The organism is Vogesella mureinivorans (assembly GCF_007644035.1).
GTDB lineage: Bacteria > Pseudomonadota > Gammaproteobacteria > Burkholderiales > Chromobacteriaceae > Vogesella > Vogesella mureinivorans.
This window is the reverse complement of the sequence record NZ_VMTV02000178.1, coordinates 140,353-162,221: the sequence shown is the minus strand read 5'-3', so window position 1 is coordinate 162,221 and position 21,869 is coordinate 140,353. Positions and strand designations below refer to the sequence as shown.

12 protein-coding genes are annotated in these 21,869 nt (G+C 61.6%); all 12 read left to right on the top strand.

All coding sequences use genetic code 11. The features are described from left to right. Window positions 1-24 precede the first annotated feature (24 nt). Complete coding sequence (locus FLQ44_RS07025; RefSeq protein WP_170252862.1) at window positions 25-9,597, top strand: two-partner secretion domain-containing protein; 9,573 nt, start codon at window positions 25-27, stop codon at window positions 9,595-9,597. Window positions 9,598-9,667: 70 nt separating this feature from the next. Then, entirely contained in the window at window positions 9,668-10,051 is a 384-nt protein-coding gene (locus tag FLQ44_RS07020) for a VanZ family protein (RefSeq protein WP_147693769.1), read from the top strand. 36 nt (window positions 10,052-10,087) lie between these two features. Beyond that, complete coding sequence (locus FLQ44_RS07015) at window positions 10,088-11,377, top strand: aminopeptidase P N-terminal domain-containing protein (protein ID WP_206208712.1); 1,290 nt, start codon at window positions 10,088-10,090, stop codon at window positions 11,375-11,377. Between the two features lie 41 nt (window positions 11,378-11,418). After that, entirely contained in the window at window positions 11,419-12,588 is a 1,170-nt protein-coding gene (locus FLQ44_RS07010; RefSeq protein WP_147693765.1) for an FAD-dependent oxidoreductase, read from the top strand. 66 nt (window positions 12,589-12,654) lie between these two features. Next, complete coding sequence (locus FLQ44_RS07005) at window positions 12,655-13,809, top strand: UbiH/UbiF family hydroxylase (protein WP_147693763.1); 1,155 nt, start codon at window positions 12,655-12,657, stop codon at window positions 13,807-13,809. A gap of 19 nt (window positions 13,810-13,828) precedes the next feature. Beyond that, the gene (locus tag FLQ44_RS07000) at window positions 13,829-14,587 is read left to right on the top strand and encodes a DsbC family protein (protein WP_147693761.1); all 759 of its coding nucleotides are present in this window, start codon (window positions 13,829-13,831) and stop codon (window positions 14,585-14,587) included. A gap of 3 nt (window positions 14,588-14,590) precedes the next feature. Continuing rightward, window positions 14,591-15,151 (top strand): hypothetical protein, encoded by a 561-nt coding sequence (locus FLQ44_RS06995; RefSeq protein WP_147693759.1) that lies wholly within the window; start codon window positions 14,591-14,593, stop codon window positions 15,149-15,151. Window positions 15,152-15,257: 106 nt separating this feature from the next. Next, window positions 15,258-15,515 (top strand): acyl-CoA-binding protein, encoded by a 258-nt coding sequence (locus FLQ44_RS06990; RefSeq protein ID WP_147693758.1) that lies wholly within the window; start codon window positions 15,258-15,260, stop codon window positions 15,513-15,515. A gap of 111 nt (window positions 15,516-15,626) precedes the next feature. After that, window positions 15,627-15,908 (top strand): hypothetical protein, encoded by a 282-nt coding sequence (locus FLQ44_RS06985; protein WP_147693756.1) that lies wholly within the window; start codon window positions 15,627-15,629, stop codon window positions 15,906-15,908. A gap of 71 nt (window positions 15,909-15,979) precedes the next feature. Further along, the gene (locus FLQ44_RS06980; protein WP_147693754.1) at window positions 15,980-18,772 is read left to right on the top strand and encodes a YjbH domain-containing protein; all 2,793 of its coding nucleotides are present in this window, start codon (window positions 15,980-15,982) and stop codon (window positions 18,770-18,772) included. A gap of 43 nt (window positions 18,773-18,815) precedes the next feature. Then, window positions 18,816-20,657 (top strand): SLBB domain-containing protein, encoded by a 1,842-nt coding sequence (locus FLQ44_RS06975; RefSeq protein ID WP_147693752.1) that lies wholly within the window; start codon window positions 18,816-18,818, stop codon window positions 20,655-20,657. Between the two features lie 36 nt (window positions 20,658-20,693). Next, window positions 20,694-21,833 carry a GumC family protein gene (locus tag FLQ44_RS06970; protein ID WP_147693750.1) on the top strand — a complete coding sequence of 380 codons (1,140 nt, stop codon included), beginning with the start codon at window positions 20,694-20,696 and terminating at the stop codon, window positions 21,831-21,833. Window positions 21,834-21,869: the final 36 nt, after the last annotated feature.

Here is a 21,869-nt window from a genome sequence, read left to right as displayed (position 1 = left end):
GCGGCTGCAGAACGGATAAAGATAATGAAAGCAAACCACTCGCACGATGTCGCTCACTTGGCCATCCGTACCCTGCCACTGTTGGTGGCCATGGCCTTTAACCCCGCACTGGCGCAGCTGGCAGGCAATGCCCTGCCGACCGGTGGCCAGATCGTGGCCGGCCAGGGTGCCCTGCAGCAGGCAGGCAATACCCTGAACGTGCTGCAAAACAGCCAGCAAATGATTACCAACTGGCAAAGCTTCAATATCGGCCAGCAGGCGGCGGTGAACTTCATCCAGCCCAATGCCAGCGCCCTGGTGCTGAACCGGGTCATCGGCGCCGACCCGTCGCAGATCTTTGGCCAGATGCGTGCCAATGGCCAGGTCATGCTGATTAACCCGAACGGTATCCTGTTCGGGCCCACTGCCCAGATCAATGTGGGCGCGCTGATGGCGTCGTCGCACGCCATCAGCAACGAAGATTTCCTGTCCGGCAAATTCACCCTCGGTGGTGCCAGCCAGGCAGTACGTAACGCCGGCAGCATTGCTGCAGCAGACGGTGGCTATGTGCTGCTGGCCGGTGCCCAGGTAGACAATAGCGGCAGCATTACCGCCAATAGCGGCACCGTCGCGTTGGCCGCAGGCCGCGATATCAGCGTGACCGTAGGCCAGACCGGCCTGTTGAAAGTGAAGGTAGACACCGCCGCGGCCCAGGCCAGCATCAACAATGCCGGCGCGCTGGTAGCAGATGGCGGCCATGTGTTGCTTACTGCCAAACAGGCCGCGCCGCTGGCGTCGGTAGCCATCAACCAGACCGGCGTCGTGCGCGCGGATACGCTGAACCAGAAACAAGGCGAAATCTGGATCGACGGTGGCGCCGGCAAGGTAGTGCTGGCTGGCGACACCCGTGCCCAGGCTGCCAGCGGCCAGGGTGGCCGTATTGTGGCAACCGGTGGCGAGCTGGAGATCAGCGGTACCGTGAATGCCTCCGGCGCGCAGGGCGGCGGCCAGGTGTATCTGGGCGGTGGCTGGCAGGGTAAAGACCCGGCTATTGCCGAAGCCGGCAGCGTTACCATCCAGCAGGGCGCGCACGTGGCCGCCAGCGCTACAGACGCCGGTAACGGCGGTACGGTGGTGGCGTGGTCGGCCGACGCTACCCGCCTGCTAGGCAGCATCGAGGCAAAAGGCGCAGGCCAGGGCAACGGCGGCCAGGTGGAAACCTCCAGCCGCGGCGTGCTGGGTGTATCCGGCAGCGTTAGCGCCGCGGGCGGGGCGGGTGGCCAGGCCGGCCGCTGGCTGCTGGACCCCACCGACATCACCGTGGTGGGTGGTGCTACCGGTACGGCATGGCCAACGGCCAATGGCCAGTCCGGTGCGGTGAATAATGTGCTGGCCAGCAGTATCGAAGCCTCCCTGAATGCCGGCAGCAGCGTAGAGCTGCAGGCCGACAACAAAATCACGATCCAGAGCGATATTTCCAAAACCGCCGGCGGCGATGCCTCGCTGGGGCTGAGTGCCGGTGGCGATATCCTGCTGGATACCGGGGCGGATATCTCGTCTACCGTGGGCAAGCTGAATGTGGATTTTGGTACCGCCAGCAAAACTGCCGGCAGTGCCACCCTGAAAGGCACGGTGAACACCAACGGCGGCAATGTCACCTTCCACAAGGAAGCCGTCCTGGCGCACGGCACGCCGATTTCCACCAAGATTACCCAGACCAGCAGCGCGGCCTCCGGCAACATCACCTTCAATAAAGACGTGAAGTTGGCCGCACAGGCCTACAGCGTGGCCCTGAATGCACAAGGCGCGCAGAGCGGCGCCAACTACACCGGCAGCGGCGGCAATATCATTTTCAATGGCAGCATCACGTCCAGCACCCCGGACCTGGTACCGCTGTCGCCGCAGGCGCTGTCGCTGGACAGCACCGGCAGCACCGCCGGCAACATCATCCTGGGTAGCCAGGCCAGCGACCGCATCGGCGGTAGTGGCAACGAGGCGCTACGCAGCCTGACGCTGGCAGGCGATACCGATATTGCGCTGAAAGCCGGCACCATCAACCTGCTGAGCTCCAGCGGTGATGTGCTGACCGCGTCCAATATTGCCAATACCACCACCACGCTTACTCTGAACGCCGACACGGTCATCAATGTGGGCGGCGGCACCATTCCGGGGGTGGCTACCGGTTATACCGACTACCGCCAGCAAACCTTCAATATCAGTGGCCAGACGTATGCGCTGACCATCAACTCGGCACGTTCCATCAAGCTGAAAAACACCGGTATTGACGTCAAGACCCTCAGCCTGAACGCCTTTGCCGACAGCGCCGCCACTGCTGGCGGTGTGCTGCTGGACAACGCCAGCCTGACCACCCGCGGCGGTAATCTGTTCATTGGCAAGGATGGCGGTTTTGCCACCGGCTACGGCGGCGATGCAGACGGTGTGACAGACGGCGTACGCCTGAGCAACGCGGTGATCAACACGCAGGGCGGCAACCTGCAGATCAGCGGCCAGGCGCCCACCAGCAGTAGCGCGGGTGCCGGTGTGAAAATTACCGGTGCGGCCACGCAGGTGAATACTGGCGCGGGCAATCTGACGATCAACGGCAAGGTGGCCAACCAGGCCGGCTCCGGCAACAAGGACGGCGTGATTATTGGCGAAGACGGTGCCTCGCGCGTGACGCTGCAAACCAGCAGCGGCAAGCTCACCATCGACGGTGATGCCAGCAGCCTGACCACTACGCCTACCGGCGGTACGCGTTACGACGGGGTAATCATCTCGTCCAAAGCGCTGATCAAGACCGATAGCGGCGATATCCAGATCACCGGCAAGGGCGGTGGCGGCAGCCACGCTTTCCTCACCGAAAACCATGGTATCCGCATCGAAGACACCGAAACCAGCATTGTGTCCGCCAGCGGCGACATCACTCTGTCTGGTACCTCGGGCGGCAAGACCAGCGCCACCGGTGGCGAAAACAGCTTTGGCATCTACGCCAAGGGCCAGACCATGTACCTGGGTAGCTCGGCCACCGAAAGTGTGGCCGCGACCGGCGTGGTGACTGTCGAAGCCGACAGCATGCAGTTTGTGAACAGCTCGGACTTCCACCTGAACGTGGCCAGCAGTGGCGAGCTGCGCGTGCGCCCGCTGAGCACCGGGCGCAATATCGATATCAGCAGCGCCGGTGCGGTAGACAAACTGTACCTGGGCAACGACTGGTTCAATGGCAGCAGCCGGGCTATTTTCCGCCCCGGCTTTGGCAGCGGCAGTGCGGCCAACCCCGGCATTACCCTGGGCCGTACCGATGGCACCGGCAGCCTCACGGTCAGCAGCGCCACTACCCTGCGCGACAACACCGCACTGGTGATGGGCGGCGCAGGCGGCAAGGTGCTGATCAACGCCGCACTCACGGTAAAAGCCAGCGACGCAGCGCAAAGCCGCCAGCTGGTGCTGGACGTGAACGGCGGTGCCACCGGTAACGGCGTGATCAATACCAACAAGCTGTTGCTGAACGGTAGCGGCGACGTGGTACTGGGCGGCGCCAACCTGGTGGACACCCTCACGGCCAACCTGGCCGACCGCCTGGACTACACCAACGCCAAATCGCTGCTGATTGGCCAGGGCAGCTATGTACGCACCAACGACCCGCTGGCGGCCAACCTGCAGCCCAATACGCAGACCACCACCAGCAGCGACGGCATTGTCACCAGCAACGATGCGGTCAATATCACCCTGAGCAACGGCGACCTCACGCTGGACCGCAACATCAGCGCGGGCACCGCCACGGTGGCGCTGACGACCCAGGCAGGCGGCATCAGCCAGCAATCGGCGGCCATCATTACCGCCGATAAGCTGGCGCTCAGCAGCCAGGATAGCGTGACGCTGGATAACACCAACCAGATCAACGTGCTGGCAGCCAACGTGAGCGGCAGCGGCGCGGACCTGAAACTGACCAATGGCAAATCGCTGCTGCTGGACCGTGTGGCCGTGACCCCGCTCAGCGCCGACAGCAGCGCCACCGTGACCGTAGGCAGCACGCAGCAGCGCGATGGCGTCAGCGTAAACAACATGGCGCGCCTGAACCTGAGCGCCGGCGACCTGAGCCAGTCCGCCACCGCCGGCCAGGGCAGGGTGACGGCGGCCAACGTCAAGCTCACCCTGGCCAGCGGCCAGGTGGCACTGAACGATACCACCAACGACATCGGCACCCTGGCGGCCACGCTGCAAGGCAGCGGCAAAACCCTGAGCGTGAAAGACAAAAACGCGCTGCAGGTCGGCACGGTAGACGGCAGCAACGGTGTGCAGACTACCAACGGCGACATCACGCTGGAGGCCTCGGCCGACGCTGCCTCCACTGCGGGTGACCTGCAGCTGGCCCAGCAAGTCAACGCCGGTACCGCCGACGTGCGCCTGGCCTCCGGTAAAGGTGCCATCAACGAAACCGCAGCCAGCGGCATCATCACCGCCAACGAGCTGAAACTGGTGGCCGTGAATACCTCCACGCTGGACAGCAATAATGCGGTAGACGAAGTCACCGCCAGCATCAGCGGCAGCGGCCAGGGTGTGCGCCTGAGCAATACCCGCAGCTTGGTCGTAGGCGACCTGGACAGCCAGACCGGCATTACCGCGCCTGGCGACGTGCGCCTGACGCTGGCCGCCGGTAACGCCAGCGTGCGCAACCTGACGCAAACGCAAGACATCAAGGCTGGCGGCCTGAACGTGGCCAGCGACACCGGCGATATCACGCTGGAGCGTACGACTAACGAAATCGGCAAACTGGCCGCCCGTCTGGACGGTGCGGGCAAAGCGCTGAAGCTGAAAGACAAAGACGGCATCGAGATCGCCACCGTGGATGGCCGCAGCGGCCTGCAAACCAACGGCGGCGACATCAACCTGGTGGCCGCAGCCGACGCTGCCAGCAGCAGCGGCGACTTGGTGATGACGGCGGATGTCAGCACCGGTGGCAGCAACGGCGTGGTGCGCCTGTCCTCGAAACAGGCCGCCGTCAGCGGCGCGGGCAAGCTTACCGCCAAGGCCCTGCTGGCACAGTCGGTGTCCGGCGTGAACCTGTCCAGCAAGCTGAGCGATGTGGACACTGTGGCTGGCTCGGTCAGCGGTAGCGGCGTGTTCAGTTACAAGGATATCGATACGCTGGAGGTGGGTAGCGTGGCCGACGCGGCCAACGTGGCGGTAAACGGTATCAGCACGCAGAACGGCAACGTACAAGTGTCGGTAGCCGAAGATACCACCGCCACCGGCGGCGACCTGAACCTGACCCAGTCGGTAACAGCAGGCGGCAGCGGCAAGCATATCGCCCTGCAGGCGTACAAAGGCAAAGTCACTGAAACGGCCAACGTGAGCCTGAGCGCCGACCAGCTGCAGCTGCTGGCACGCGATACCACCGAGCTGACCAACCCGGCTACCGGTAGCGGCGTACACAATATCGGCACGCTGGCCGCCATCATTACCGGTGCCGACCAGAGCCTGACGTACTTCAATAGCGGCGCGCTCACCGTGGGTAGCGTTACCGCCAACGACAGCGTCAACCCGCTGCAGGGTGTCAGCACCGCCAGCAGTGGCCACATCGCCATTGCTACAGGCAACGGTGCGCTGACGCTGGACAAAAACGTGAGCGCGGGCGGCGCAGGCTCGGTCGACCTGCGTGCCGGCAGCAGCGGCAGCGATATCGTGTTCAACGGTGGCCAGGCCACATCCGGTAGCGGCACCGTGCAGCTGGTGGCCGCGCGTGATATCAGCACCACCACGAATAACAGCCAGGTCAACGAAGTACAGACCACCGGCAATGTGCTGCTGCAAGCTGGCCGCACCATTGGCGCCGACGGCAAGCGTATTGAAGTGGCCGATGCCGACAAGCTGGCCGCTGCGGCCGGTGGCGACGTATGGCTGCACAAAACCCGCCAGAGTGGCAGTGGCGATGTGAAAGTGGATGCCGTTGGTAAAACCACTTACAACAGCAGCAGCTTTGGTGGCGCCGCCAGCGACCAGACCGGCATTCGTGCCGATGGCAATATCGCCCTGAACGTGGCGGACGGCCAGCTGGCCATCAACCGCGACATCGTCGCTACGCAAGGCGGCAGCATCGACCTGCGCACCGGCGGCAGCGGCAAGCACATCGTGTTTGACAGCACCGCAGGCGTAGAGAGCAGCGGCAATAGTGGCGACCGCCGCATCCAGCTGATCAGTAGCGGTAATGTGCTGGCTAACGGCGTGGACGCCGATGCCAATAACGAAATCCGTACCAGCGGCAGCGTGCTGATCTCGGCCGCCGGCAGCGTGGGCGCCAGCGGTAACCGCATAGAAACCAGTGCAGTCGATACGCTGGCGGTGGAAAGCGGCAGCGAGCAGTGGCTACGCCAGCACAACGGCAGCCTGACCATCGGCAGTGTGGCGGCCCTGACGCCCGGCGACAATGCGCTGACCCGCACTGCGGCCAACCTGTCCGGCCTTGTGAGCAAGAGCGGCAACAGCGCTATCCATCAGGATGTCAGCGCCGGCCAGCTGGTGGTGGACAAAACCGTGTCGGCCAGCGGCAGTGGCGCGGTAGGCCTGCGCGCCAGTGCGGCCATGCGGGTGCAGTCGGGTGCCAATATCACCTCGCAAAGCGGCAACATCCTGCTGTCTACCGGCGGGACGTTCAGCGCGACGGATAACAGCCAGGGCGTGCAGACCATCAGCACCGCCGGCGGTACGCTGGTGATCGAATCCAATGGTGCCATCGACCTGAGCCAGGGCCGCCTGGATACCTCGGGTGCGGCAGCAGGCCAGGGCGGTGAAATCTACCTGCACAATGCCGGCGCCAACGGTGCCATTACCGTGGGCCAGCGCATCAAGAGCCAGGGCGGCAGCAACGCCAATGGCGGCAGCGTGACCCTGCGTAACCAGAACGGCAACATCCTGCTGGCCAACACCATCGACGTGACGCGCGGCATTGGTGGCAGTAGCGATGGCGCCATCCAGCTGCAGGCGCATGGTGACATTACCGATACCACCAACGGCCTGCTGGTAGGCGACAGCAATGGTGAACTGTCGGTCAGCAGCAGCGATGGCAAGATCAGCCTGCTGGCCAGCAGCAACGGTGGCCACCAGATGGCGACGGCAGCCTTTGCCACCAGCGCCAGCGGCAAAACGGCCACCGTGGATTACCGCGACAAGACCGCGCTGACCGTGGGCACCGCCGGTGGCAAGGGCTCGGCGCTGGCCGGCCCGCAGGCCGCACCGAGCAGCCAGGTGGCAGCTGTATCCGGCGTGCGTACCGTAGCCGGTGGCGCACAGGGTAGTGTGCTGGTGCAAAGCGGCGGCGCGCTCACGGTGAGCCAGGCCATCAATACCCAGCCGGCCACCGGTACCGGTGGCAAGGTAACGCTGCGTAGCGACGGCGCCCTGCAAACCCAGGCCAGCATCAATACCTCGGGCAGCGTGGCCGGTGGCGACGTGCTGCTGGCGCGCACCGGCAGCGGTGCCGGTGACATCACCGTGGGCGCCGCTATTAATAGCAACGGTAGCCAGGGCGGTAGCGTGACCCTGCACAACCCGGCAGGCAAGCTGCTGATCAATGGCCAGATCGACACCGACGGCAGCAGCCAGGGTGGCCGCATCCAGCTGGCCAGCAGTGGTGACATCAGCCAGAGTGCTGCGCTGAAAGCCAGCGGTGGCAGTGCCGGCGCGTTGAAGATCATCAGCGCCGGTCAGGTCACGCTGGAACACACGGGTAACAATGTCGATACGCTGGCGGCCAGCCTGAGCGGCAGCGGCAAGGCGTTCAGCTACCTGGACGCAGACGGCCTGAGCGTGGGTAGCGTGTCTGCCCACGAAGGCCAGGCGGCCATCGCCGGTATCAGCAGTAACAACGCCGACATCACCCTGCGTAACCAGGCCGGTGACATCACTGTGGCGCAAGCCGTGTCGAGCCAGGGCGGCAAGGTGGTACTGAACGCCGCACAGGACGCGCTGGTGAATGCCGGTGTGGCCACCAGCGCGGGCCAGGCCCAGCTGCAAGCCGGCCGTGACATCACCCTGGGTGCCGATGTGCAAACCGCTGGCGGTAACGCCACGCTGAGCGCCGCGCGCAACCTGACCCAGCAGGCGGGTAGCCTGCTGGCCGGCAGCGGCCGCGCCACTGTGACCGTGGGCGGCGCCGCTACCCAGGCCGGGGTTGGCCGCATCGAGGCGGGCGAGCTGGCACTTAGCGCGGTGAACAACAGCAGCCTGCTGCAAGCCAACAATATCGGCACCCTGGCGGCCAATATCAGCAACGGCAGCCTGCAGCTACGCGATACCGATACCCTGCGTGTGGGCACGGTGGGCAGCCTCAGCGGTGTCACCAGCCATGGTGAACAGCACATCAGCGTAGACGGCGGTGACATCAACGTGGCGCAAGCCATGCAGGCTAACGGTGGCGCACTGACGCTGCTGGGCGGTACCGGTGCCATCAGCATCAACGCCGGCCTGACGGCGCAAGGCGGTGACCTGACCGTGCGCAGCACCAACGGTGCCATTGCACTGAACGGTGATGTGAACGCGGCAGGCCGCACCGCGACCTTGGCCGCAGGCGGTGCCAACGGCCAGCTGCAACTGGCGGCCAACGTCCGTGCCGATACGGTACTGCTGGATGCGGCGCAGGATATCCTGCAGCAGGGTTCGGGCAGCCTGTCGGCTACCCGCACCGAGATCAAGGCCGGTGGCAGTGCCCGTCTGGAAGGCAGCAATAACCTGGCTGGCATCCTGGCAGCACGTACCGGTGGCCAGCTGCGCTACCAGGACGCGGGCGACCTGGCCGTGGGCACGGTGAACGGCAGTCAGGGCATTCAGGCTGGCGGCACCCTGTGGGTGCGCGCCAAAGGCAATGTCACGCTGGATCAAAGTGTTAGCGCGGCAGGTGGCGGCAATAACGCGCTGGTGCTGGTGGCTGGCAAGCGCCTGCTGAACAATGCCGGCAGCAACGCCCTGCAGGCCAGCAATGGCCGCTGGCTGGCCTACGACGATAACCCGCTGCTGCTGAGTAACAATCTGAACTACACCTTCCGCCGCCTGGCTACCCACTACGACCGCTACAACGAGTTCCAGGTGGCGGAGCAGGGTAACGGCTACCTCACCACGGCCGTGATCGGCTTTACCGAGCAGTACTCGCGCCTGAATGGCGGCGCGACCGAAGCGGCCGATGCCGGCGTGGGTGTGGCGCTGCCTGGCGGAGCCACCCGCAACCGCGTGCTGGAAGTGCCGGTACAGCAGCCAGCATCGTTGTACGCAGCCGTGCTGAGCCGCCCGTCGCTGGCCAGCCCGCAGGTATCGGCCAACGGCCCGGTGATCCAGTCCAGCATGCCGCTGGTACTGCCGGTGCAGCCGGGGCGTGATTTCGTGGCCGCCTTCCGCGACCTGGTAGGCAATGCCACGATCGAGTCGGTACGCATGGCCGATGGCAGCGAGCTGCCCAACTGGCTGCTGGTCAACAGTAGCGACCAGACGCTGGCCGGCAGCTTCCCGAAAGACCTGAATACGGCCGTGAAGCTGCAGGTGCGCGTGATGGACGCGGGTAGCTCGGACATCTACCCGGTGGAACTCACCATCCTGCCGCGCGATCGTATGGCGAGTGTCGGGTACCGTTGAGCCTTCAGTGGTTTACAGCACGACAACCCCGGCCAGGCCGGGGTTTTTTTCTGACAGGGCAAGGATGGGCATGAAATCCAATATCAGCCGTCTGCTACCGTACGGGCCAGCCATGGCCTGGTGGGGTGTGATGGTCTATCTGCTGTGGTTCAAGGCGGGCGGGCCGCCGTCGGCGATACCGCATTTTGACAAGGTAGGGCATTTTGCCCTGTTCGCGGCCTGGGCGGCCTTGTTGGCCGCACCGGCTTTGTGGCGCGGCCAGCCATTACGCCAGCTCATGCCAGCGGTGCTGTGTGCCTGCCTGCTGTGGGCCACCGGCTCCGAGCTGGGGCAGGCGCTGTTTACCACGACACGCAGTGCCGAGGTGCTGGACGCCGTGGCCGACATGGCGGGTGCCTTGACCGGCGTCATGTTGGCCGCGCATGGCATCGCCCTGTGGCGTGCACGGGTGTAAACTGGGCGCCGTTTTCTCCTGCCGGGTATGAACACCATGCCACTTAGCCTGCAACACCGCCGCCAGCAGCTGCTGGCCAGCCTGGGGGATGCCATTGCCGTGCTGCCTACCGCACCGCTGGTGATCCGCAATGCCGACGCGCATTACCCCTACCGCGCCGACAGCCATTTCCTGTATCTCACCGCGTTTGACGAGCCGGAAGCCGTGCTGGTGCTGGACGGCCGCCGTGGCAAGTCCATGCTGTTTTGTCGCGATAAAAACCCGGACATGGAAATCTGGGATGGTTTCCGTTATGGCCCGGCAGCAGCGGCCGAAGCATTCGGTTTTGACGAGGCTTACAGCATCAGCGAGCTGGACACCCGCTTGCCCACGCTGCTGGAAAACGTCCCCGCCCTGTACTGGCCGGTGGGCAATGCCCAGATCGACGCCCGCGTGGCCGGCTGGCTGGCCAGCGTGCGCAGCCGCGCCCGCGCCGGGGTAGACGCCCCCGCGCAGTACGGCGACCTGCTGCCGCTGATCGACGACATGCGGCTGCGCAAGGACGAGCGCGAGCTGGCGGTGCTGCACCACGCCGGGCAAATCTCGGCCGAGGCGCATGTGCGCGCCATGCGTGCTACCCGCCCGGGTATGTACGAGTACGAAGTGGAAGCCGAGCTGCTGCACCACTTCATCCGCAACGGTGCGCGCTACCCTGCCTACGAAAGCATCGTCGCTGGTGGTGCCAACGCCTGCACGCTGCACTATGCGGCCAACAATGCGCGGCTGAACGACGGCGACTTGCTGCTGATCGACGCCGGCTGCGAGTTTCGCGGCTACGCCGGCGACATCACGCGCACTTTTCCGGTAAACGGGCGCTTTAGCGGCCCGCAGCGCGACCTGTACGACGTGGTGCTGGCCGCCGAGCTGGCCGCCATCGACACCATCGCTCCCGGCGTGGCGCTCAATGTGCCGGCCGATGCTGCGCTGCGCGTCCTGGTGCAGGGCATGCTGGATTACAAGCTGCTGCAGGGAACGGTGGACGGGGTGATCGAGTCTGGTGAATACCGCCGCTTTTACATGCACGGCATTGGCCATTTTATTGGCCTGGACGTACACGATGTGGGCCTGCGCAAGCCGGGTGGCCAGTGGCGCTGTTTTGAGCCAGGCATGTGTACCACCATCGAGCCGGGTTTGTACATTCGCCCGGACGATAGCGTACCGGCGGCGTATCACCATATCGGTATCCGTATCGAGGACAATGTGCAGGTGACGGCCACGGGCCACCATGTGTACACCGATGCGGCACCCAAGCGTATCGACGATATCGAAGCCCTGATGCAGGCCTGACGCCTGCGCCAATGTGGAGGCCGCGCAGGCGGCAATAAAGCATGCAGAACATACCTCAGCATAGTGATGTGGTGATTGTGGGCGGTGGCCCGGTCGGTGCCCTGGCCGCCCTGCGGCTGGCCCAGGCCGGCCGCCAGGTGGTGCTGATCGAGGCGCGCGCCGAGAACGAGCCGGTACGCGATGCCCGTGCGCTGGCGCTATCGTGGTACAGCCGCGAGCAGCTGGCGCTGGCGGGTGCCTGGCCGGACAGCCTGCCGGCCACGGTCATCGACACCGTACACGTGTCGCAGCAGGGCGGCTTTGGCCGCACCGTGCTGCAGCATACCGACCTGGGCCTGCCGCACCTGGGTGTCGTCATCGACTATCCGGTGCTGACCGCGGCACTGGCGCAAGCTTTGGCGGACTCTGGCGTGACCGTGTTATGGCAAACCCGCGTCGAGCAGGCCCGCGCGCTGGCGCGCTACGCCACCGTCACACTGCGCCAGGCCGATGGCACGCAGGCCACGCTGACCAGCCGCCTGCTGGTGCTGGCCGAAGGCGGGGCGCTGGCGGAAAGCCTGCCGGGCATACGCCGTCACGTGCACGACTACCAGCAAAGCGCTGTGCTGGCGCAGGTGGAAACCAGCCAGCCGCATGAGCACCGCGCCTACGAACGCTTTGCCAGCGATGGCCCGTTTGCCCTGCTGCCGCACGGCGACAGCATGATGCTGGTGTGGACGCGTAGCCATGCCGACGCCGCCCGCCTGCGCGACGCCGACGACGCCGTGGTGCTGGCCGAGCTGCAGCAAGCGTTTGGCGAGCGCCTGGGTCAATTCACCGCCGTGGGCGCGCGCGCGGTGTTCCCGCTGGCCCTGCGCCAGCTGAACCGGGTAACGTCCGGCCGCGTGGTGATGATAGGTAATGCCGCACAAACCATGCACCCGGTGGCCGCGCAGGGCTTTAACCTGGGCCTGCGCGATGCGGTAGGGCTGGTAGATGCACTGGCGGGCGCTGCCGACCCGGGCGACGCCGCCGTGCTGCGCCGCTACAGCGCCAGCCGCCGGGTGGATAGCCACGCCGTGGTGGGCTTCACGCACGGGCTGATCCAGCTGTTTGACGGCCATCATCCGCTAGTGAAAGCGCTGCGCGGTGTCGGCATGTCGGCGGTCGACGCCGTGGCCCCGGCGCGGCGTGCCTTTGCCAGCCATCTGGTGTTTGGCGTGGGTGCGTAGCCTTTGCCGTTTTCCTGCGGCCAACCTTGGGTTAAGGTTGGCCGCAGCCATGTCAGAAAGCAGAAAATGAACGAGCAATACGATGTGCTGGTAGTGGGTGGCGGCCTGGTGGGCGCCGCCCTGGCATTGGCGCTGGACAAACAAGGCCGCCGCGTGGCGCTGGTAGAGGGGCAGGGCGAATCGCTCGATAGCCTGCAAGACGGCTGGGACGCGCGCATTTATGCCATCAGCCCGGCCAACCGCGCCTTTCTGGCGGGGCTGGGCGCCTGGCCGGACATGTCGCGCATCGGCACCATCGCCAGCATGGATGTGCGTGGCGACCAGGGCGGGCAGATTGCCTTTTCGGCGGCCGACGCCGGTGCTGCAGCGCTGGCCTGGATCGCCGAAAACCGCTGGGTGCTGGCTGCCATCTGGCAGCAGCTGCAGCACGCTAGCGGGGTAGAGGTCATTCGTGGCCAGCGCCCGCAAGCGCTGTGGCAGGCGGCGCAGCACGCCGGCTTGGTGCTGGAAGACGGCCGCAAGCTGCAGGCGCAACTGATCGTGGGGGCGGACGGGGCGAACTCGTGGGTGCGCCAGCAAAGCGGCATTGCGGCCAACATCAAACCCTATGGCCATAGCGGTGTGGTGGCCAACTTTGCCTGCGAAAAGCCGCATGGCGACATCGCACGGCAGTGGTTTCTGGGTGATGGCATCCTGGCGTGGCTGCCCATGCCCGGCAACCGTATCAGCATGGTATGGTCTACCAGCCAGCCCGAGCCGCTGCTGGCGCTACCCGCCGCGCGCCTGGCCGAGGTGGTGGCCGATGCCGGTGGCCATGCGCTGGGGCGCCTGGATGTGCTCACGCCCGCGGCGGCCTTCCCGCTGCGCCTGATTACGCCAGAGCAGGTGATTGCCGAGCGCGTGGCCTTGGTGGGCGACGCGGCCCATACCGTCCACCCGCTGGCCGGGCAGGGCGTGAACCTGGGCTTTCAGGACGCTGCCAGGTTGGCCGCAGCGCTGGCCGGCCAGGCCGATTGCGGCCAGTGGCTGGGGCTGCGCCGCTATGAACGAAGCCGCAAGGAAGCTGTCCGAACCATGCAACTCACCTGCGATGCCCTGTTTGGCCTGTTTCATGCCAAGCAGACGCCAGGCCTGGCCTGGCTGCGCAATACCGGGCTGAACCTTACTAACCGCCTGCCGCTGCTCAAACGGCAGCTCGCCCGCCACGCCGTGGGTTTTTAACTGTATTCAAAGGACTACCATGTCATTCCGTCTTCGCCAGTTTGCGCTGGCTACCCTGATGTTGCCGCTGATGGCCTGCAGCGCCTCGGCCGCCGAAGAAAGCGCCGACACCGTCAAGGCTGCATTCAAAACCAAGTTTCCGCAGCACGAAGTCAGCACCGTGCAGCCCGCGCCGGTAAGCGGCCTGTACGAGGTGGTGGTGAAAATGAAGCGTGGCGGGCGCGAAGAATTTACGGTGGTATACGTGGATGGCAAGGTGGATCACCTGATTACCGGTGACCTGATCGACACCAAAACGCGCCGCAGCGTAACCGAAGCCCGTCTGGATGAGCTGAATAAAGTGGTGGTGGACTGGAAGAGCCTGCCACTGGCCAAAGCCATCAAGGACGTACGCGGCAAGGGCGAGCGCCAGCTGGTGGTGTTCTCCGACCCGGACTGCCCGTACTGCAAACAGCTGGAGCGCGAATCGCTGGCCAAGCTGGATAACGTCACCATCTACACCTTCCTGTACCCGCTAGCGCAGCTGCACCCGGACGCCGAGCGCAAATCGCGCCAGATATGGTGCAGCAAAGACCCGGCGCAAACCTGGACAGCTTTCATGCGTAGCGGTACCAAGCTGGCCGGTAAAGACAACTGCGCCACCCCGCTGGCCGAGATCGCCGCGCTGGGCGAAAAACTGGGCATTACCGGCACGCCCGCGCTGATCTTCCCGAACGGCACGCTGGTGCCGGGTGCCATTCCGCTGGCAGCCATAGAGGAAAACCTGGCAGCCAAGTAAGCCATGCATTTTTTGCCACACAGCCAGGGCGAGCGGCTGCTGGCCAGCGCACTGCTGGCCGTGGCGCTGCATCTGGCCGGCTATTTGCTGCTGGATGGCTTGCCACCAGCTAGCCAAAGCCAGCTTGGGTTGAGCGTGCGCCTGGCCAGCCCGCCAGGCCCGTTGCAAACAGCGCCGCAAGACGTGCAGCGCCCGGCGGAGGCGGCTCCGGCGCTGCCAGTGCCCGATGCGGCCAACCCAGAGCAGGCCAGCGAGGCCATGCCGGATCGCCCGCTGGCCTTGGCGCGTTATTACCCGGCCAGCGAGCTGGACACGCTGGCCGAGCCGCTACAGCCCATCCTGCTGCCTGATCTGGAAGACGAGCTGCCGCCAGACACGATACTGGATGTCTATATTGACTATCAGGGTCTGGTGCAGCGCGTGGTACTGCCGGAAGGGCTGGATGAGGATTTTGCAGTGCAGGTCATGCAGCGTTTTCAAACCGCACGTTTTTCCCCTGCGCGGAAAGACGGCATGCCGGTAAACAGCTTCAAACGCATAGCGCTGCAGCCGGAAGACTTGTGAAACGATCGTTTCATGGTAAATTTGCCACAGCCAGTATCTATGGCGGCTAACAACACATGAACCGGTGGGCGCCAGACGCATCACCCAGAATAGAGAAGGAATCAACATGTCCGATTTGAAAGCACTGTTCGAACAAGCCCAGAAAGACGTGACCAGCCTGGCCGAGCGCCCGGATAACCAGACACTGCTGCAGCTGTATGCGCTGTTCAAACAAGCCACCGACGGTGATGTGCAGGGTGAGCGCCCAGGCATGATGGACTTTATCAACCGTGCCAAATACGACGCATGGGGCAAACTGCACGGCCAAAATGCCGAGCAAGCCATGCAAGGTTATGTGGACGTTGTCAAACAATTGATGGCCTGATAGTACTTTTACGCAAAAGTTGTCGGGATGACGGCTGACTTTGTCAGCTGTTCGCGCCATAATGCAAAGGGTTGGTTTCCAATCCTTTGCTTTTTTTTTCTGGAGTGTCTTATGAAGAAAAACCTGATTGCTGCCATGATCTTGGCTGCTGCTGCGATGCCAACCTTTGCTCAGACCACTGCTCCTGTTGCTACCGGTACTGTAAGCGGTAGTGCTGCTGCTGGTGCTGGTGCTGGTGCTGGTGGTGTTGCTGCTGGTGGTGTTGCTGCTGGTGGTGCTGCTGCTGGTGGTGCTGCTGCTGGTCTCTCTACTGCTGCTATGGTTTCTATCGGTGCCGCTGTGGCTGCGGTTGCTGCTGCGGCAAGCAGCAACTCGACTACCACTCACCACTAAGCATTTGCTTGGTCGAAAGCTACCCCTGCCTGGCTCGGGTGGCTTTTTTTTGCCCTACTTCCGGATATCTCATGCGCCAGACTCCGATAGCCCTGTCTTTGTTATGCTTGCCCTTTTATGCCATGGCCGTGCCCTCACTCACTGGCCAGTCTGGCTTGATGAATATGCCAGATGGGCGGGTGGAGGTGGATGGTCAGTATGGGCTTGGGTATAGCTACGATAGCCCGTATAGCACCTTGTGGACCAATCTGACTTTTCTGCCTTACCTGCAAATGAACGGGCGTTTTGTCGGTATTCGGGGGACGCCTGGTTTTACCGGGAAATATCAAGATAGCTATGGAAGCTATAAAGATAAGGTTATCGATTTAAAACTACGCTTGCTGGAAGAGGGGGCGATTCTGCCAGATCTGGCAGTGGGCAAAACAGATATATTGGGCACTGGTCTTTTTGCCGGACATTATATTGCAGCCAGTAAACAGTTTGGCCGCTTCGATACTACCCTGGGTTATGGCTCGGGTCGGATTAATGGCGCATTCGGTGGTGTGCGCTGGTTATTGCCTTATGGCGACGGTGGTTGGGCACTGCTGGCCGAGTACGATGCCAACAATTACCAGAAAGATTTTCGTGCCAGCCAGACATTTGCCGGCAAGCGGCAGAATGGCACTGTTTTAGGGGTAAGTTACCGCTGGGGGTGGTTGGGCGCAGAGCTGGTAAGAAGCCGTACGCATAGCAGTATCAATACCTTTGTCAGTATTCCTTTTGGTGACCGTGAGTTTGTACCCAAAATCTACGAACCTGCCGCTTATCAAGTAGTACGCGCACGGCCGGATGCCCAGGCATGGCGCAGTGATCCGCAGCACAGGCTGGGCTTGCTGGATGCCTTGCACAAGCAAGACTACCGTGCTGTTTCACTGGCCTATCAAAACGGGGTGTTGCATCTTGATTTCACCAACATCCGTATCAGTGATGTGGGACGCTCTGTGGGGCGTGCGGTGCGCACGGCACTTTACTTTGCCCCGCTCGAAACCCGTGTCATCAAGCTGCGTGTCAATCGGCGTGATCTTGCGGTTGCTGACTACGAGTTTTTCAATCTGCCGGTTTTGACTGCCTACCTGAATGGCCAGGCGACGCGTGAGCAATTGCGGGATGTAGCCTTGGTCAGCCATGCCGACCCGGACAAAAACCGGGAGGATTTTGATGCCTTATCCACCGAGCTGGACAAAGGCGTCGACCTCGGGCTGATTGCCAACGAGGACGGGCAAAGTATCCAGCTGAAAGGTCAGGACCAGCAGCTGAACCGGTTCAGTCTTGCACCCAAACTGGTGATGTACTTCAATGACCCGTCTGGCGCCTTGCGTTACGAAGTTAATGCGCAGGCCAGCGGCCAGTGGCGTATCAGCCCGCGTAATTATCTGGATGCTGCCGTTACCTACAAGGTGTTCGAGAACGTCAGTAGGCTGGACAACCCGTCCAATAGCTTATTGCCCCATGTACGCACTGATATTGCCGAATACAAAAAGGGTAATCCATTTCGCCTAGGCCAGCTGACGTATACGCATCTGTTTCAGCCCGCCCAACGTCTATACGGCAAGGTATCGGCAGGCATGTTCGAGGAAATGTTTGGTGGTGTAGCCGGTCAGCTGGTTTATTTCCCTCCGGCTTCACGCTGGATAGGTGAGTTGACGGCTGAAGCTGTACAGCAGCGCGATTACCAAGGCTGGTTTGGGCGTAAAGATTACAAAACCGTCACCGCTTTGGCTTCGTTGCATTACAAGCTGCCTGCCGGTATCACGCTAACGGGCCGTGCGGGGCGCTTCCTGGCCAAGGATAGTGGCGTGCGGATGGAAATAAAACGCCGCTTTAATAGTGGTATCGAGGCAGGTGCCTGGTACACCTACACCGATGGTAAAGATATTACTTCGCCTGGTACGCCGAGTAGTCCTTATCATGACAAAGGCCTGTTCATGAGTATCCCGCTTAACAGTATGTTGGCCCTGGACACGCAGTCGACTGTCAATATGTCGATCTCGCCGTGGACGCGAGATGTGGGTCAGCAGGTGGAGGTGCCGCATAACCTGGTACGCGAAATGGCCGATGTCGAGCGGCAGTTGGCTGTGGGTGATTCATTGGGTCGGCTCGGGGAACGTGACGATGAGCCTCAGGGTGGTGATTTGCCAGACCCGGCGTGGTGGCCCAGTGCATCCGGAGTGCGTATGCGGATGGACGACAGCCTGGCGGCACTGCCTGAGCTGGATTCGGCGGCGGTCGCTACTGTCTTGGGTGTTTCTGCCGTGGCGGTGGCCAGTACGCGTGACAAGGCTACCTACAAGCAGCTGGCAAAACATGGTGACAATCAGGTGGTGAAAGCCTGGGATGCCGCTGGGCGGGCCGCGCCTTTACTGGCAGTGGGGGCGGCCGGGGCAGCAATGACTCTGGCTGATGACCCTGTGCTGGTCAATACCGGCATCATCAGCTTACAATCCGCAGCGTTGGCGGGTGGTACGTCTATATTGGGCAAGCGGCTGATCAATCGGGCTCGTCCTGGTGAGTCTGGTGCCCATGCATGGCACCAGTCTGCAAATGGTGATCGCAGCTTCCCGTCCAACCATGCTGCTGTCACGATGGCAGCCATCACGCCATTCGCCGAAGAGTACAAGCTGCCCTGGCTCTATGTGGCGGGTGGTATGGCTTCTGCAGGCCGGGTTGCAAAAGGAAAACACTGGCTCTCTGATGTTGTTGCGGGTGGATTGCTTGGTTACGGTGCAGGTTATACCCTGTGGAAAGGCCAGCGTAACACGCTGTTGGCACCATCCGTATCGATAGCAGACAAGGCCATATCACTCAGTTTGACTCATCAATACTGATCATGTTGGCCGCAGCCCGATAAAACAAAACTGGTAGGACACAATGAACAAGAAGATTTGCTTGCTTGGCTTGATAGGGTTGGTGGCTACCGCACAGGCGGCCGATGATGCAGATGTCGCGCAAAGGGGGGGCGTAAGCTCGACGCCAACACTGGCGAGCCCACAGGGCAAGCGTGACGGAATGACGGTTACGCAAGTACTTGCGCCGAGTGCTGTGGCGGCAGTGTTACCGGAATTTTCACGCTATGTATCTGACAGTACAGGTGATCAGCTGTCATTGTTTGGTGCGGCGTATTTTAGCCAGTCGCCTTCGACTTTCGCACCGTTACAGAACATGAATGTGCCAGACGATTACGTGATTGGTGCAGGAGATGAGTTGCAGATCCGTGGTTGGGGCATGGTGGATATTGACCTGCTCAGCAAGGTAGATAGAACGGGTGCAATTTATATTCCCAGAGTTGGCAATGTGAGTGTTGCAGGTGTCAAGTTCAAAGACCTGCAAGGCTATCTGAAAAAGTCCATCAGCAAGATCTTCACCAATTTTGAACTGAGCGTTTCTTTGGCCCAAACCCGAGCGATTCAGGTTTTTGTGACGGGCTTTGCCCGGCAGCCGGGTAGCTATCAGCTCAGTTCCTTGAGCAGCGTAGTGAACGCCTTGTTTGCTGTTGGTGGCCCTGCTCCAGAGGGCTCGATGCGAAGGGTAGAGATCAAACGTGGCGGAAAGACTGTAGCCACATTTGATTTGTACGCCTTCATTGCAGAGGGGAGCAAGGCCGGTGATATCGCGCTACAGGATGGCGATATCATTCATATTCCTGCTATGGGTAACCTCGTTGCCATTGCCGGGCTGGTGAAGCAGCCTGCCATTTACGAAGCACTGCCGAATGAAAGTGTCGCGACTCTGATTCGACGTGCCGGCGGAGTACAGCCTGTCGCAGAAACTAGCCGTTTGCAGCTTGAATTGGTTGATAAAGGCTGGCTTAAACCGCTGGAAAATACCCCTGATTATGCCGGGTTGAATGGCTTGTTGCAGGCTACGGCTAAACTGCCACTACGCCAAGGTGGGGTTTATCGCTTGACGAGTATTGATGCAACAGCCTTGAGGGCAAATGCTAGCCAGCACTATGTCAAGGTTGATGGTGAGGTGCTCAACCCGGGCGTCTACAAGCTTGCCAAGGGTGAGACGCTGCGCGAATTATTATCCCGTATCGGCGGAGTGAGTGACGATGCTTATTTGTACGGGATGGTGTTTACCCGCCCCAGTATTCGCGACCAGCAACAGAAGGCTTTGGCGGAAGCGGTAGATCGTTTCGAGAAAGAGTCTGAAGCCGCAGCTGCATCTAAGTTGGCCGCGACTTCGTTGAGTGAGAATGCCCTGTCTATCCAGGCCGAGCTGGATCGCAATCGCAAGCGTGCTCAGAGCATGCGTAAAGTACAGGCGATTGGCAGAGTGGCGCTGGAATTCAATAGCTACAAACTCAAGCTGAAAGATGTGCCTGATTTGCCGCTGGAAAATGGCGATGCAGTGTATGTGCCGCGCCAGCCTGGTACAGTGAATGTATTTGGCGCCGTTAACAATGCCACAGCCTTCATGTTTAAGGAAAATCGCCGTGTTAGCGACTATCTGCAGCTGGCAGGCGGTGCTGGCCGTAGTGCAGATAAAGACGAGGTATATGTCTTGAGAGCGGATGGTACTGCAGTGAGCCGTGCCGGTTTGGGCTGGTTCAGCTCTGTGAATGGTTACAAGATTTTCCCTGGTGACAGTATCATTGTGCCAGAGGCAATCGAGCGTGGCGTCAGCACGACGCAAAGTCTGAAAGAATGGACCAGCATCCTTTACCAGTTTGGTTTGGGTGCCGCGGGTTTGAAAGTGCTTAAAGACTAATGCGTATAACTGTGCAAGTTAAATAACTGGACTGCCATGAATAATAATCAAGATGATATGAAAGATCTGGACGGCGAGATTAATCTGAATGCGCTGGTATTACAGCTATGGCAAGGGCGCAATACCATTCTGGCTGCCACATTTTTTTGCGGTTCCATTGCCCTTGTCACTAGCTTGGCCATTCGGCCCACGTTTACGGCATCTGCCAGTATTTTGCCGCCACAGCAGCAGGCTAGCGGTCTGTCAGCTGCGCTGGGGTCTTTGGGGGCCATGGCAGGGGTAGCAACCGGTGGCACTTTGAAAAACCCGAATGATTTGTACGTCGCGATGATGAAGAGTCAGACGGTATCTGACAGGTTGATCAAGCAGTTTGATCTGCAAGCGCGATACGAGCAGGAAAAACTGTCTTCAACGCGTAAAACGCTGGAAGCTGCCGTGATGATTAGCTCGGCGAAATCAGGGCTCATCGAGATCAATGTTGATGACCATGATCCGCAGTTTGCTGCCAACCTAGCTAACGCATATGTCGTCGAGCTAAAACGGCTCAATCAGAATTTGGCGGTAACAGACGCTGCCAAGCGTCGTGTGTTTTTTGAAAAGCAGCTGCAAGATGTCAAGCAGAGCCTGGCCAAGGCTGAGCTGGGTCTCGAAGCGCTGCAAAAGAAAACAGGGCTGGTGCTCCCGGAGGGGCAGGTAAGTATTGTTCTGAAGACGGTGGCGGAGCTGAAGGCAAAGATTGCGGCAAAAGAAGTAGAGATCGTGGCCATGCGCAGCTTTGCCACAGACAAAAACCCTGATTTCGTTCGTGCCCAGGATGCGCTGGACGCCATGAAGCAGCAGCTGGCTCAGCTGGACGAGAAGGGCGGCGATGGTAGCCTGTCTGTCGGGGCTAAAAGTCTGCCGCAAGATGGCTTGGCATATATTCGTGCTGTGCGAGACGTTAAATATAACGAAGCCCTGCTGGAACTGATGGCTAAGCAGTACGAACTGGCTCGGGTGGAGGAGGGGCGTGACAGCTCCATGATCCAGGTGCTGGATGTGGCGACTTCGCCGGACCAGAAATCCAAACCAAAGCGTTCGCTGATTGTTGTTGCTGGCGTTATGCTGGGATTGATGCTTGGTGTACTGACTGTGTTCGCCCGGCCATATGTCGCTAAGCTTCGCGCCGGTCAGTAGTGGTGTGTATGGCAAACCAAAGTGCCAACTTTGCTT

Coding starts and splice junctions, on each gene's coding strand:
- FLQ44_RS07025 (WP_170252862.1), top strand. CDS start 25: ATGAAAGCAAACCACTCGCACGATGTCGCTCACTTGGCCATCCGTACC.
- FLQ44_RS07020 (WP_147693769.1), top strand. CDS start 9,668: ATGAAATCCAATATCAGCCGTCTGCTACCGTACGGGCCAGCCATGGCC.
- FLQ44_RS07015 (WP_206208712.1), top strand. CDS start 10,088: ATGCCACTTAGCCTGCAACACCGCCGCCAGCAGCTGCTGGCCAGCCTG.
- FLQ44_RS07010 (WP_147693765.1), top strand. CDS start 11,419: ATGCAGAACATACCTCAGCATAGTGATGTGGTGATTGTGGGCGGTGGC.
- FLQ44_RS07005 (WP_147693763.1), top strand. CDS start 12,655: ATGAACGAGCAATACGATGTGCTGGTAGTGGGTGGCGGCCTGGTGGGC.
- FLQ44_RS07000 (WP_147693761.1), top strand. CDS start 13,829: ATGTCATTCCGTCTTCGCCAGTTTGCGCTGGCTACCCTGATGTTGCCG.
- FLQ44_RS06995 (WP_147693759.1), top strand. CDS start 14,591: ATGCATTTTTTGCCACACAGCCAGGGCGAGCGGCTGCTGGCCAGCGCA.
- FLQ44_RS06990 (WP_147693758.1), top strand. CDS start 15,258: ATGTCCGATTTGAAAGCACTGTTCGAACAAGCCCAGAAAGACGTGACC.
- FLQ44_RS06985 (WP_147693756.1), top strand. CDS start 15,627: ATGAAGAAAAACCTGATTGCTGCCATGATCTTGGCTGCTGCTGCGATG.
- FLQ44_RS06980 (WP_147693754.1), top strand. CDS start 15,980: ATGCGCCAGACTCCGATAGCCCTGTCTTTGTTATGCTTGCCCTTTTAT.
- FLQ44_RS06975 (WP_147693752.1), top strand. CDS start 18,816: ATGAACAAGAAGATTTGCTTGCTTGGCTTGATAGGGTTGGTGGCTACC.
- FLQ44_RS06970 (WP_147693750.1), top strand. CDS start 20,694: ATGAATAATAATCAAGATGATATGAAAGATCTGGACGGCGAGATTAAT.